Below are 13224 nucleotides of genomic sequence, written 5' to 3'. Positions count from 1 at the left end.
GCCATGGGCATCGCGCTCGGCAACGACGAGGACGAGGACGAGTTCGGCGAGGCGCACGAGATCAACGTGACGCCGTTCATCGACGTGATCCTCGTGCTCCTGATCATCTTCATGGTGGCCGCCCCCCTCTCCACCGTGGATCTGCCCATCGACCTGCCGTCGTCCACGGCGACACCGCAGAAGAAGCCGGACAAGCCGACCTACGTGACGATCAAGGCCGACCTCGCCGTGGCCATCGGCGAGGAGCCGGTGAAGCGGGTCGATCTCGTGCGCACCCTCGACGCGCAGGCCGATCCCGCCCAGGCCAGCCCCTCCCAGGCCGGTCTCTCCAAGGAGCGGCGCATCTTCCTGCGCGCCGACCGGGCCGTTCCCTACGGCGAGATGATGGACGTGCTGGAGGTGCTGCGCGCGGGCGGCTACCTCAAGGTCGCCCTGGTGGCCCTGGAGGGCGTACCGGCCTCCGAGGGGCCACGGCCGGCGGCCGGGGCGAAGCCTTGAGCGGTCCAGACCTCGCCCCGCACGATAGGCCGGCCAACCGCTTGGTCTGGCTCGGCGCGGTGGCCGTCGTGCTCGCCCTGCACGCGGGCGGCGTCGCCTTCGCGGTCGGCCAGTTCCGGGAGGACGAGTCCGCCGATCTCGGCGCGAATGCCCTCGAGATCGGCCTGGAGATGACCGCCCCGCGCCGCGAGGCCACCGATCTTCCCCCCGGGCCGGAGGCCGAGGATGCGGCGGCGTCCCCCGCCGTGGTCCAGCAGAAGGCCGTGGACGATCCGACGGAATTGCCGAAGGCGGTGCCGACGGAGACCGAGGACCCGGACCGCGTCGTCGCCCCCGATTCCGTGCGCAAGCCCGAGCAGGAGGAGGTCAAAGTGAAGGCGGTGGAAGCCACCGCATCCCTCGAATCCGTGGCGTCGGAGGCCGCCGCCGCGCCGAGTTCCGAGGTGATGAAAGAGGCGGAGCGCTCGGTCGCCCCGGTGCTCGGCACCGGCGAGAGCGCGCGCCGCATCCGCACCACCTGGCAGAAGCAGCTCCTGGCCCATCTCGACCGGCACAAGCGCTACCCGCCGGGCGCCACGCATCCCACCGGCGAGACGACCCTGACCTTCGTCCTCGACCGAACCGGACGGGTCGTCAGCGCCGTCCTGCTCAAGGGGTCCGGCGACCCGGCCCTCGACCAGGCCGCGCTCACCATGATGCGTCGGTCGGACCCCGTCCCGGTTCCGCCGCCCCTCGTGGCGGACGAGGGCCTGACCTTCACGGTGCCGGTGGTGTTCCGAACCAAGCCGCGCCGATGAAGGCGGGATGCCAAGCGCGAAAGTCGCGTTGCGCCTGCGCGTTCGGTCTCACCGTGCACCTTCGGCCATGAGCCAGTCCACGAATGCCGCGAGGGTCGATGTCTTGTCCGCGTCGTTCGGGACGAGGGCCACGTAGCCGGGGCGCGGGACGACGATCTCCGGGAACGGGGCGACGAGCCGTCCGGTCGCCAGGTCGCCGGACAGGACGGGCAGGGGCCCGAGGCCGTAGCCGAGCCCGTCCGCCGTCGCCTGCAGCGCGACGAAGTAATGGTCGAACGTCCGGCGGCTGCCCGTGTCCGGGGGGAGACCGGCGGCGGCGAGCCAGTCGGTCCAGTCGCCCGGGCGCGTCTCGCTCGTCAGCAGGGTGGCGCCTTCGAGGTCGTGCGGGGTGCACAGGGGGCGGGCCGCGAGCAGGGATGGGCTCGCCACCAGCGTGTTGGCCTCCCGCAGGAAGGGGACCGCACGGTAGGCGCCCCAGGGATGGTGCGCCCCCGTTCCGAGGCGCGGCTCGCGCCGTACGGCGAGGTCGAAGCCGCCGCGCAGGGCGTTGTGCAGGGTCGTGGTCGTCGTGACGACCACCTCGGCCTCCGGCCGGGCCGCGTGGAAGCCGTCCAGGCGCGGGATCAGCCAGCGCATGGCGAAGGTCGTGGGCGTGCTCACCCGCAGGGTCCGCGGCGCGAGGGGCCGGCCGCAGATCTCGGCCGCCGCGTCGAGCCTGTCGAAGGTGAGGCTCACCGCTTCCGCGAAGGCCCGGGCCGCGGGCGTCGGGACGACGCTGCGCCCGACCCGCACGAACAGGCGCTGGCCGAACCACGCCTCCAGCACGGCGACCTGACGGCTGACGGCCCCGTGGGTCAGCCCGAGTTCGGCCGCCGCGGCGACGTGGCTGCCGGCCCGGGCGGCGACCTCAAAGACGCGCAGCGCATGGAGGGGTGGAAGACGGCGCATCGGACCTCCGGGCTCGCATCCGTGAGTCTAGCGCACGGGTAGCGTGAGTTGAACGCCCCTCATCGCCGAAGGCTCACGTGTGTAGCCGTCACGGCGTGGGCGGCCGGCGGCCGTGGAAGGGTGATCGATGCGAACGACCATCGCGGAACCGGACGGGCGGGCCACGGACGCGACGGATGGGGCGGGCGACATCCGCGCGCCTCGGCGGACGCGCACCCTCGTGACGATCGGCGTCAACCACGCCCTGCACGACGGCTACACCGACCTGATCTACGTGCTGCTGCCGGTCTGGCAGGCGGAGTTCGGCCTCGGCTACGTCGCCCTCGCCCTGGTGCGCTCGCTCTATGTCGGGGCGCTGGCCGGCCTGCAGATGCCCGCCACGGCCCTGGCCCGGACGCTCGGGGCGCGCTTGGTTCTGGTTCTCGGCACGCTGCTCAGTGCCGGCGGCTATGCCCTGGCCGGCGGCTCGGGCGGTCTCGCCGGCCTCTGCGTCGCCCTGGCGCTCTCCGGCGCGGGCAGCAGCACCCAGCATCCCCTCGCCTCGGCGGTGATCGCCCGGACCTATGGGACGGGGGCGAGGGGGCCGCTCGGCACCTACAACTTCGCCGGCGATCTCGGAAAGGCGGCGCTGCCCGCGCTCGCCGGGCTTCTCCTCACCCACGCCGACTGGCGCCTCGTGCTCTGGCTCGCCGCCGGCCTCGGGGTCGCCGTCGCCTTCGGGGTCGCCACCCTGCTGCCCCGCGAGCCCGTCCCGCGCGAGGAAGCGCCGGCGCGCCCGCAAGCGGCCGTGCCCGGCGGCAACTCGACGGACCGGACCGGCTTCGGGCTCCTCGTGGCCGTCGGCATGCTCGACAATGCCGCGCGCCCGGCCTTTCTCGTCTACCTGCCGTTCCTGCTGCGGGAGAAGGGGGCGGCCCTCGCGACGGTGGGCGTCGCGTTCGGCCTCGCGGCCGTCGGCGGGGCGCTGGGCAAGGCGATCTTCGGCCGTCTCGGGGACCGCTTCGGGGTGACGCGCTGCGTGATCCTCTCCGAGGCGGGGACGGCGGCCGCGATCCTGCTGGTCATCGCGCTCCCGCTCGCCCCAACCCTCGCGGTGCTGCCCCTCCTTGGCCTGATGCTGAACGGAACGTCCTCCGTGCTCTACGGCACCGTGCCGGAACTCGCGCCGCACGGTCGCGTCGAGCGCGCCTTCGCGGTCTTCTACACCTGGACGCTCGGAGGCAGCGCGGTCGCGACGCCCCTGCTCTACGGCCCGCTCGGCGATGCCGTCGGACCGCGCTGGGCCGCCGTCGCGGCCGCGGCCACGGCCTTCGCCGTCGTCCCGATCATGCTCGTCCTGTCGCCGCACCTCGCGAGGAAACCATGACCTCCGTCCGAAACCCCGATGCCCCGGATGGCGACCGGCCGGATGCCCCGGCCGCGCCCGACGCCGGACGCAGTGCGCCCGTGATGCTGATCACCGGCGGCAGTCGTGGCATCGGCGCGGCGACCGCGCGTCTGGCGGCGCGGCGCGGCTACGACGTCGCCGTCAGCTACCTGTCGAACGAGGCGGCGGCCCGGGAACTGGTCACCGCGATCGAGGCGGACGGCCGAGGCGCGATTGCCGTACGGGCCGACAGCGCCGATCCCGTCGAGGTCTCACGGATGTTCGAACGCGTCGACCGTCGGTTTGGCCGGCTCGATGTCCTCGTCAACAACGCGGCCATGATCGCACGACAATCCCGTCTCGAAGACCTGGACCACGAACGCGTGCGCCGCATCTTCGCGGTGAATGCGATCGGCCCGATCCTCTGCGCGCAGCAGGCCGTGAGGCGCATGTCGCATCGCCATGGCGGGCGTGGGGGCGCGGTGGTCAACGTCTCCTCGGCCTCCGCCCGCCTCGGCAGTCCGAACGAGTACGTCGATTACGCGTCCTCGAAGGGGGCGGTCGAGACCATGACGACCGGCCTCGCCAAGGAGGTCGCGCGCGAGGGCATCCGGGTGAACTGCGTGCGGCCCGGCCACATCCACACCGAGATGCACGCCAGCGGCGGCGAACCCGGGCGCGTCGATCGCGTGAAGGACAGCATCCCGATGGGACGCGGTGGCGCGCCCGAGGAGGTCGCGCAGGCGATCCTCTGGCTCGCCGGCCCGGAAGCCTCCTTCGTCACCGGCACCTTCCTCGACGTCACGGGCGGCAAGTGAGTGCGACGGCTTGCTGAGCGCGACGGCTTCCCCTCGCGTGATGCGTCCGGGCCGGCATCGTCCGCGGCTTCCGTCGTCGCCATGGGCCCCATCCGATCCGGGGCCGCCTCGCGCGAAACGATCGCTGCGGTCGGGCGAAGCGCGGCTCCCTCCGGCTCGATAGTGCACACCATTTCGAAGCAGATTGCGGTTCGGGCGTGCATTCAGTCCGGAAAGCCGCGAAAACAGCGTTATTCTGCTTGTCAGGCCCGTTGGTATGCCAAATACTGCATTCCAATAGGCGCGCTGTCGGATCTGCAAGTTGATTCGCCGTGACCGAGAAGGCGGGAAACGCCCGGCCGACAAACCGTCAGGTGTCCGAACCAGGACAAGGGAGATCGCTCATGGCCACCCCCGCCGTCGCCCCCGTTGCGGCAAGACCCTCCACCAATCGCTGGCTGCAACTCGTGCTCGGCGTCGCCTGCATGGTCGCGGCGGCGAACATCCAGTACGCCTGGACCCTGTTCGTCCCGGAGATCCAGAAAACCTTCGGCTGGGACCGGGCGGCGATCCAGGTCGCCTTCACGATCTTCGTCGTGGTGCAGACCTGGCTCACCCCCATCGAGGGGTACTTCATCGACAAGTACGGCCCGAGCCGGGTGGTGATGTTCGGCGGTCTGATGACCGGCCTCGCCTGGGTGATCAACTCCTACGCCACCTCGCTCTCGGGCTTCTATCTCGGCTCCGTGGCGGGCGGGATCGGCGTCGGCTGCGTCTACGCCACCTGCATCAACAACGCCCTGAAGTGGTTTCCTGACAAGCGCGGCCTCGCCGTCGGCCTGACGGCGGGCGGCTACGGCGCGGGCTCGGCCCTGACGATCATTCCCATCGCCAACATGATCTCCCAGGGCAGCTACGCCCAGGCCTTCTTCGTGTTCGGCCTGATCCAGGGCGCCATCATCATGCTGGCGGCCATCGGCCTGCGCGCCCCGGTCAAGGACGAGGTCACCTTCTCGACCAAGGTGCTGCAGAGCCGGCGCGACTACACCCTGCGCGAGGCCCTGCGCACGCCGGTCTTCTACGTGATGCTCCTGATGTTCACCTGCACGGTGACCGGCGGCCTGATGGCCGTGGCCCAGCTCGGCGTCATCGCGCAGGACCTCGGGGTGAAGGAATTCCAGGTCAACCTGTACTTCTTCGCCATGGCGGCCCTGCCGTTCGCCCTGATGCTCGACCGCATCATGAACGGCATCTCGCGTCCCCTGTTCGGCTACATCTCCGACCGGATCGGCCGCGAGAAGACGATGTTCATCGCCTTCTCCATGGAGGGCATCGGCATCGTCGCCCTGGGCTACTTCGGCACCAACCCGTGGGCCTTCGTGATCCTCTCGGGCATCGTGTTCCTGGCCTGGGGCGAAGTCTACTCGCTGTTCAGCGCCACCGCCGCCGACACCTTCGGCTCCAAGCACATCGGCAAGATCTACGGCGTGCTCTACTGCGCCAAGGGCTTCGCCGCCCTGTTCGTGCCCCTGGGCAACCTGCTGATGCAGGCGACGGGAACCTGGGCCACGGTGCTGTACACGGTGGCGATCATGGACCTCGTCGCGGCCTTCCTGGCCCTGGCCGTCCTGCGGCCGATGCTCAAGCGCCACCACAGCGCCAACGGCTCGGCCGTCCCGGCGGGCGCCCTCGCCCACGCCTGATCGCCGACTCGCCCCGCCCCACCGCGGGGCGAGTCACCCACACGCGTCCGGCGCGGGCCTCGACCGTGAAGCGGCGACCGGCCACGCCTCTGGTTCCGGGAGATGGCGCGATGCACGCCTCCGTGTTGCTGGCCCTCGTGAGCATCCCGTTCGCGATGATCTTCCTGAGCACCCCCGGACACGGCACCGACCTCTTCACGATCCTGTACATCACCGCCCTGGGCCTGACCTTCTCGGCGATCCTCCTGGCCGGCGGGCATCAGGTGTTTCCGTTCCTCGCGGTCTTCGCCGACCCGGCGCACCGGTAGGCGCCGGACGGCCGCGACGCACCTCACCGGGGCATCCGGATCGCGGCGACGGACAATCCCGGCACCGGAGCCGCGCATCGGCGGCATGACCGCCTTGCGGTATTTGATATACCAGGGGCCGTTGTGCACTGCGATATTGATGTCCTCGCAACCGCCAGACGGATCTTCGCCATGCTCGCCCTGTTCCTCCTCGGTCTTGCCGCCGTCGCCGTCGGTCCGGCCCTGGCCCTCCTCACCGATCGCCCCGCGTCGAATGCCCCCGCATCCGGCACCGCCGCCGGCATGTTCGTGGCCATCAACGACAACGCGCAGGCGTCCTACCGCCGCGCGGCCTGATCGACCGCCCGGACGCCCGCACCCGGAACATCACGGCCCGCCCGGCTCGACCGCGGCGGCTTTCCCGGTCCGGGGGAGGCCCGCGGACCCGGCGAGCCCGAACCGGCCGAGGCCGAAGGCGCCCGGGACCGTGCCTGCCGGCGCGGCGGACCGACCTCCGCGCACCGGCTGCGATCCGGGCCGCGAGCCGGGGCGTCCCCGCACTCTTCCACCAGCCGGCCCCCTTGCACGCGACACGACCGACCGGCATGGGACGGGCTCCCGAGGGGGCGATCCGCCGCCTCCGCTCCACCGCCCCTGCCGTCCCGCGCAGCCTTCCTTCGGTCTCCGGCGTTGAACCGGGGACGGCGGAGTCCGCCGACGGTACGGTTCGGTCATTCATGGTCGCGATGAAATCCCTCGAGCGAACGGCGGTCCCCTCCGTCGATCTGTCGTCCTGCGACCGTGAACCCATCCATGTCCTGGGGGCGGTGCAGCCGTTCGGGTTCCTCGTCGCCGTCTCCGTCGACTGGCTCATCGTCCGCGTCTCGCAGAATGCGGCGCAGTGGCTCGGCCGGCCCGCCGAGGACCTCCTGGGCCTGCCCCTGACCGACATCTTCGACGGCGAGGCGATCCACCTCATCCGGGGCCAGCTGCAATCCCTGCGCGGTCCCAACGCCATCGACCGCATCTTCGGGATCGCCCTGCAGACGGACGGCCCGGCCTTCGACGTCGCCCTCCACCAGTCGGGCTCGACCATCGTCATGGAGGCCGAGCCGAGCACGTCCGAGCACCTCAACGCCGGCAACCTCGTGCGCGGCATGGTCGGGCGCCTGCAGCAGAGCCAGGGCTTCGAGGCGTTCTGCCGCGAGGCCGTGCGGCAGATGCGGGCGCTCACGGGCTTCGACCGGACCATGGTCTACCGCTTCGACCCCGACGGGTCCGGCGTGGTGGTGGCCGAATCCGTGCGCTCGGGCCTCGATCCGTATCTCGGCCTGCACTATCCGGCCTCCGACATCCCCCAGCAGGCCCGCGCCCTCTACGAGCGCAACTGGCTGCGCATCATCGCCGACGTCGATGCCCCCGCCATCCCGGTGCTGCCGGTGCGCGACCCGGAGGGCGGGCTCCTCGACCTGTCCATGAGCACCCTGCGCACGGTCTCGCCGATCCACCTCGAATACCTGCGCAACATGGGGGTCGCGGCCTCCCTCTCCGTCTCGATCCTGCGCGGCGGCAAGCTGTGGGGCCTGTTCGCCTGCCACCATTCGTCGCCGCGCCACATCTCCCTGGAGCGGCGGACCGGGGCGGAGCTGTTCGGCCAGATGTTCTCCCTGATCCTGGAGAGCCGCGAGCGCGAGGCGGAGGTGGCCTACGAGGCCCAGTCGCGCGCCCTGCACGACCGCCTCATGGGCGCCCTGGCCTCGGGGGGCACGAGCCTCGAGAACATCACCGCCTTCCTCGACGACATCGCCGGCATCATCCCCTGCGACGGCATCGGCGTGTGGGTGAACGGCGAGATCACCCTGCGGGACGCGACCCCGACACGGGAGGAGTTCACCGGCCTCGTGCGCTTCCTCAACCGCACGGCCACGAGCCGCGCCTTCGCGACGAACGAGATCGGCAGGGTCCACGCCCCCGGCCGGGACTTCACCGAGCGGGCGGCGGGGCTGCTCGCCGTGCCGATCTCGCGGGCCCCGCGCGACTACCTCGTGTTCTTCCGCACCGAGATCGCCCGCACGGTCACCTGGGCCGGCAATCCCGAGAAGCCGGCCAATCCCGGCCCCAACGGCGTGCGCCTCACCCCGCGAAAGAGCTTCGAGGCGTGGCGCGAGGTGGTGCACGGCCAGTCGGCCCCGTGGAGCGGCGCGGAGCTGCGCATCGCCGAGGCCCTGCGCATCACCCTGCTGGAGGTGATCCTGCGGCTGACGGATTCCGCCGAGAAGGAGCGCAAGACCGCGCAGGAGCGCCAGGAACTGCTCATCGCCGAGCTGAACCACCGCGTGCGCAACATCCTCAACCTCATCCGCGGCATCGTCGCCCAGAGCCGGTCGGGGACGGGGAGCATCGAGGATTTCGCGCGGGTCCTCGGCGACCGGGTCCAGGCCCTGGCCCGCGCCCACGACCAGATCACCACGACGAACTGGGGGCCGGGCTCCCTGCGCGACCTCATCGGCCTGGAGGCGGCGGCCTATCTCGGCGCCCGCGCCGACCGGGTCCGCCTCGACGGCACCGACGTGCTCCTCGAGCCGCAGGCGTTCTCGACCCTGGCCCTCGTGGTCCACGAGCTCATGACCAATTCGGCCAAGTACGGCGCCCTGTCGGACAGCGGCGGCGCGGTGGCCGTCGCCTGGAGCCGCGATGCCGGTGGCCGCCTCGTGCTGGAGTGGTGCGAGACCGGCGGGCCGCCCGTGCGCGCGCCGACGCGGCGGGGCTTCGGCACCACCCTCATCGAGCGCTCGATCCCCTACGAGCTGCAGGGCGAGGCCGAGATCCGCTATGCCCTGACCGGCGTCACCGGGCGCTTCGTCATCCCGGCGGCCTTCGTCCAGGCCGCGCCGACCCGCGCCGCCGCCACCGCCCGGCGCGCCGGGGCGGCCGCGCCCGAGGCCCTGCGCCTGTCCGGCCCGGCCCTCGTGGTCGAGGACAACATGATCATCGCCCTGGAGGCCGAGGAGATCCTCACCCTCCTGGGGGCGAAGTCCGTCGACATGGCGGGCTCGGTCCACGAGGCCCTGCGCCTCATCGACCTCTGCCCGCCCGCCTTCGCCCTCCTCGACGTCAACCTCGGGTCCGAGACGAGCCTCGCCGTGGCCCGGCGCCTCGCGGCCCTGGAGATCCCGTTCGTCTTCGCCAGCGGCTACGGCGACAGCTTCCGGATTCCCCCCGAACTCGGCGCCGTGCCGATGATCAAGAAGCCCTACACCGCCGACATCCTGCGGCGGGTGCTGGCGGGGAACGGGGGGCCCTAGGGCCGTGCCCCCTGGGCCGTCTCGAACAGGGCGAACGCCCGGAGCGCTCCGGTGACGGCGCCGTCCGCGTGCCCGGCGGGCCGCTCCGCGAGCCAGGCGGCAAAGCTCGACCACAGGCGCTGGCCCTCGCCGTGCCGGAGGAAGCGGGTGTTGTCCCGGACCGCCGCGTCGGAACTCGCCAGGGCCTGGCGCAGGAGCAGCTGTCCGCCCAGGCGCGAGCCCTCGAGGACGTAGAGCAGTCCCGCCGCCTCCGGCCGGGTCGGCGGGCGCGGCGTCGCCGGCGCCGGCGGCCCGGGATGGCCCAGGGCCGCGAGGTCGGCCAGGAGCGCCGCGCCGCGCCGGCGGGCCGGCCAGTCGGGGGGCAGCGCCCCCGGCTCAGCCAGGGCGAGATCCGCTTCCAGGGGCACCAGGGCCGCCGCCATGGCGACGAGGAAGGCGCCGTAGGCGTCGCGGTCCTTGAGGTCGTGACCGGCCCAGCCCGAATCGAGGCGGTGGTGGGCGTCCGCCGTCGACCGCCGCAGGAGGCCGCGCAGATCCTGATCGACCGCCTGAGCGCCCGCCGCGTCGTCGCGTCCCGTTTCGTCGATCATGTCCGGCCGTCGCTGCCCTATGTTCTCGGGGGTTGCTCCCGTCCGGAGGTGACCGTCCGAACCGAGTCGTGATCCCGATGTGGTATCTCTATGGTCTCGCGCTTGTGGCCGGCATTGCCAACGCCGTCCAGGGCGGCACCAACGCCACCCTCGCCAAGAGCCTCGGCCAGCCCTTCGCCGCCGGGCTCGCGGTGGCGCTGGGCACCGGCACCACCCTGCTGCTGGTCGGCCTCGTCTCCGGCCGCCTCAGCCTGCCGAGCCTCGCCGAGGCCGCCCAGGTGCCGGCCTGGGCCTGGTTCGGCGGCTGCCTCGGCGCCCTCGTCGTCCTGTCGCAGTTCTTCGCCGCGCAACAGATCGGGGCCGCGCCGTTCCTGGCGATCCTCGTCACCGCCGGGGTCGCGACCTCCATCGTCCTCGATCATTTCGGCTGGATCGGGTTCACCGTCCATGCGGCGAGCCCGTGGCGGATCGCCGGGGGGCTTCTCATGGTCGCGGGCGTCACCCTGGTGGCGCTGTTCTGAAAACCGGTCCGCCGCCCCTTGCCTTCCCGGCGCGGAACGGCGAGGTCCCCGGCATCGTTCTGCCGAACCGCTCGATGAAGCCGCCCGGTGACCCCCGCCCATGAACATCTTCCAGGACATCGTCGCCCGCTTCAGCCAGACCGTGACCGCCTATGCGGGCGACACGGCCCTGATGGAGGCCATGGTCTCGGCCGCCGCCAACGTCATCGTCGCCGACGGCGAGGTGGCGAGCGAGGAATTCGACACGGCGCTGGCCGGCATCCAGGCCAATCCGATCCTGGAGAAGGGCTACGACCGCCTGATGCTGGAGACCGAACTCTACGACGGCATCGCCCGGGCGCGGACCCGGGCCGGGCGGGCGGAGAACCTGCGCCGCGTCGCCGGCATCCGCGGGCGCGACGGGACCGCGCGGAACGCCGCCTTCCTCATCGCCGCCGATGTCGCCGACCACGACGGCATCTCGGCCCTCGAAGCCACGGCCCTGGACGAGATCGCCGAGGCCCTCGGCGTCGACAGGGCGGCCCTGCTCGAGGCCTCCCCGGTCAGGCGCCCCCTCGCCTGAGACGGCACCGGAGGCCGGTGGTCGGCAAAGCCCCCGACCACAAAGCCCTTGATCAAAGGACGGCAAGCCTCTAAGCGGGCCGCGTCTTTCGCCCGGCTCGACGGTTTTCGAGCGACTGACCGGGCGCCCGCTCGTGTGAGCTTGCCGCAGGAAAGAAACGATGGCCAAAGAGAAATTCGCTCGTACGAAGCCGCACTGCAACATCGGCACGATCGGTCACGTGGACCACGGCAAGACGTCGCTKACGGCGGCGATCACGAAGGTCCTGGCCGAGACGGGCGGGGCGACGTTCACGGCCTACGACCAGATCGACAAGGCGCCGGARGAGAAGGCCCGCGGCATCACCATCTCGACGGCCCACGTCGAGTACGAGACCGCCAACCGCCACTACGCCCACGTCGACTGCCCCGGCCACGCCGACTACGTGAAGAACATGATCACGGGCGCCGCCCAGATGGACGGCGCGATCCTGGTTGTGTCGGCCGCCGACGGCCCGATGCCGCAGACCCGCGAGCACATCCTGCTCGCCCGCCAGGTCGGCGTGCCGGCCCTGGTGGTGTTCCTCAACAAGGTCGGAGAAGGCCCGCGGCATCACCATCTCGACGGCCCACGTCGAGTACGAGACCGCCAACCGCCACTACGCCCACGTCGACTGCCCCGGCCACGCCGACTACGTGAAGAACATGATCACGGGTGCCGCCCAGATGGATGGCGCGATCCTGGTGGTGTCGGCCGCCGACGGCCCGATGCCGCAGACCCGCGAGCACATCCTGCTCGCCCGCCAGGTCGGCGTGCCGGCCCTGGTGGTGTTCCTCAACAAGGTCGACCTCGTCGACGACGAGGAGCTCCTGGAGCTCGTCGAGATGGAGGTGCGCGAGCTCCTCTCCAAGTACGACTTCCCCGGCGACGACATCCCGATCACCAAGGGCTCGGCCAAGGTCGCCCTCGACAACGGCGATGCCAAGGTCGGCCACGACGCCGTCATCGCCCTGATGAAGACCGTCGACGACTACATCCCGCAGCCGGAGCGTCCCATCGACAAGCCGTTCCTGATGCCCATCGAGGACGTGTTCTCGATCTCGGGCCGCGGCACGGTGGTGACGGGTCGCGTCGAGCGCGGCATYGTCAAGGTCGGCGAGACCGTGGAGATCGTCGGCATCCGCGACACCCAGACCACCACGGTCACGGGCGTCGAGATGTTCCGCAAGCTCCTCGACCAGGGCCAGGCCGGCGACAACGTCGGCGTGCTCCTGCGCGGCACCAAGCGCGAGGACGTCGAGCGCGGCCAGGTCGTGTGCAAGCCCGGCTCGGTCAAGCCCCACACCAAGTTCAAGGCCGARGCCTACATCCTCACCAAGGAAGAGGGCGGCCGCCACACCCCGTTCTTCACCAACTACCGCCCGCARTTCTACTTCCGCACCACGGACGTGACCGGCGTGTGCGTCCTCCCCGAGGGCACCGAGATGGTGATGCCGGGCGACAGCGTGACCATGGACGTCACCCTCATCGTGCCCGTCGCCATGGAAGAGAAGCTGCGCTTCGCCATCCGTGAAGGCGGACGCACCGTCGGCGCCGGCGTCGTCGCCGCCATCAACGAGTAGTCTTCCGTCAACGGTCACGTCTGCAGGGAACGACAGAGGGGCGGGTCCTCGCGCCCGCCCCATCCTCGTCCCGCCACATCGTGCCCGTCGCCATGGAAGAGAAGCTGCGCTTCGCCATCCGTGAAGGCGGACGCACCGTCGGCGCCGGCGTCGTCGCCGCCATCAACGAGTAGTCTTCCGTCAACGGTCACGTCTGCAGGGAACGACAGAGGGGCGGGGCCTCGCGCCCGCCCCATCCTCGTCCCGCCA

The 13224-nt window shown here is 71.4% G+C and carries 13 protein-coding genes and 2 pseudogenes; 13 read left to right on the top strand and 2 right to left on the bottom strand.

Features of this window, described 5'->3' with window-relative positions:
* Positions 1 to 3 precede the first annotated feature (3 nt).
* Positions 4 to 498 (top strand): TonB system transport protein ExbD, encoded by a 495-nt coding sequence (gene exbD / locus ASF28_RS19120; protein ID WP_056096507.1) that lies wholly within the window; start codon positions 4 to 6, stop codon positions 496 to 498.
* On the top strand, positions 495 to 1295 hold the full coding sequence (locus ASF28_RS19115) for an energy transducer TonB family protein (protein ID WP_056096505.1): 801 nt from the start codon (positions 495 to 497) through the stop codon (positions 1293 to 1295). Before exbD ends, ASF28_RS19115 begins: the two co-directional genes overlap by 4 nt.
* A gap of 48 nt (positions 1296 to 1343) precedes the next feature.
* Here the strand turns inward: ASF28_RS19115 and ASF28_RS19110 are convergent, their stop codons facing one another.
* Positions 1344 to 2243, bottom strand: a complete 900-nt coding sequence (locus ASF28_RS19110; RefSeq protein WP_056096500.1) for a LysR substrate-binding domain-containing protein — start codon at positions 2241 to 2243, stop codon at positions 1344 to 1346.
* Between the two features lie 127 nt (positions 2244 to 2370).
* Between ASF28_RS19110 and ASF28_RS19105 the strand changes: the two genes are divergently transcribed.
* The 6 genes from ASF28_RS19105 (at position 2371) to ASF28_RS19085 (ending at position 9701) form a co-directional block, all read left to right on the top strand.
* Positions 2371 to 3609, top strand: coding sequence for an MFS transporter (locus tag ASF28_RS19105; RefSeq protein ID WP_082476674.1), 1239 nt, complete (start codon positions 2371 to 2373; stop codon positions 3607 to 3609).
* An 83-nt stretch (positions 3610 to 3692) separates the two neighbouring features.
* Positions 3693 to 4427, top strand: coding sequence for a glucose 1-dehydrogenase (locus tag ASF28_RS19100; RefSeq protein ID WP_056096768.1), 735 nt, complete (start codon positions 3693 to 3695; stop codon positions 4425 to 4427).
* A gap of 383 nt (positions 4428 to 4810) precedes the next feature.
* Entirely contained in the window at positions 4811 to 6109 is a 1299-nt protein-coding gene (oxlT, locus tag ASF28_RS19095; protein ID WP_056096497.1) for an oxalate/formate MFS antiporter, read from the top strand.
* A 110-nt stretch (positions 6110 to 6219) separates the two neighbouring features.
* Positions 6220 to 6417 carry a hypothetical protein gene (locus ASF28_RS19090; protein WP_056096494.1) on the top strand — a complete coding sequence of 66 codons (198 nt, stop codon included), beginning with the start codon at positions 6220 to 6222 and terminating at the stop codon, positions 6415 to 6417.
* 171 nt (positions 6418 to 6588) lie between these two features.
* Complete coding sequence (locus ASF28_RS22690; RefSeq protein ID WP_157085655.1) at positions 6589 to 6753, top strand: hypothetical protein; 165 nt, start codon at positions 6589 to 6591, stop codon at positions 6751 to 6753.
* 389 nt (positions 6754 to 7142) lie between these two features.
* Positions 7143 to 9701 (top strand): HWE histidine kinase domain-containing protein, encoded by a 2559-nt coding sequence (locus ASF28_RS19085; protein WP_056096765.1) that lies wholly within the window; start codon positions 7143 to 7145, stop codon positions 9699 to 9701.
* Here the strand turns inward: ASF28_RS19085 and ASF28_RS19080 are convergent.
* Complete coding sequence (locus ASF28_RS19080; protein WP_056096491.1) at positions 9698 to 10291, bottom strand: biliverdin-producing heme oxygenase; 594 nt, start codon at positions 10289 to 10291, stop codon at positions 9698 to 9700. The genes ASF28_RS19085 and ASF28_RS19080 overlap by 4 nt on opposite strands.
* A 77-nt stretch (positions 10292 to 10368) precedes the next feature.
* Between ASF28_RS19080 and ASF28_RS19075 the strand changes: the two genes are divergently transcribed.
* From ASF28_RS19075 to ASF28_RS22685, 5 genes and pseudogenes are all read left to right on the top strand, one after another.
* Entirely contained in the window at positions 10369 to 10812 is a 444-nt protein-coding gene (locus ASF28_RS19075) for a DMT family transporter (RefSeq protein WP_056096489.1), read from the top strand.
* A gap of 100 nt (positions 10813 to 10912) precedes the next feature.
* Positions 10913 to 11374, top strand: coding sequence for a tellurite resistance TerB family protein (locus ASF28_RS19070; RefSeq protein WP_056096487.1), 462 nt, complete (start codon positions 10913 to 10915; stop codon positions 11372 to 11374).
* Positions 11375 to 11534: 160 nt separating this feature from the next.
* Positions 11535 to 11888, top strand: a pseudogene (locus tag ASF28_RS22030) (GTP-binding protein); the annotation flags it as partial.
* A 61-nt stretch (positions 11889 to 11949) separates the two neighbouring features.
* Positions 11950 to 12975 (top strand): annotated as a pseudogene (gene tuf / locus ASF28_RS19065) (elongation factor Tu); the annotation flags it as partial.
* Positions 12976 to 13055: 80 nt separating this feature from the next.
* Positions 13056 to 13148 (top strand): hypothetical protein, encoded by a 93-nt coding sequence (locus ASF28_RS22685; protein WP_082515272.1) that lies wholly within the window; start codon positions 13056 to 13058, stop codon positions 13146 to 13148.
* The last annotated feature ends 76 nt before the right edge of the window (positions 13149 to 13224 follow it).

Origin of the sequence: Methylobacterium sp. Leaf99, assembly GCF_001422375.1 — a bacterium.
Lineage (GTDB): Bacteria > Pseudomonadota > Alphaproteobacteria > Rhizobiales > Beijerinckiaceae > Methylobacterium.
This window is presented reverse-complemented; position numbering and strand designations above follow the sequence as displayed.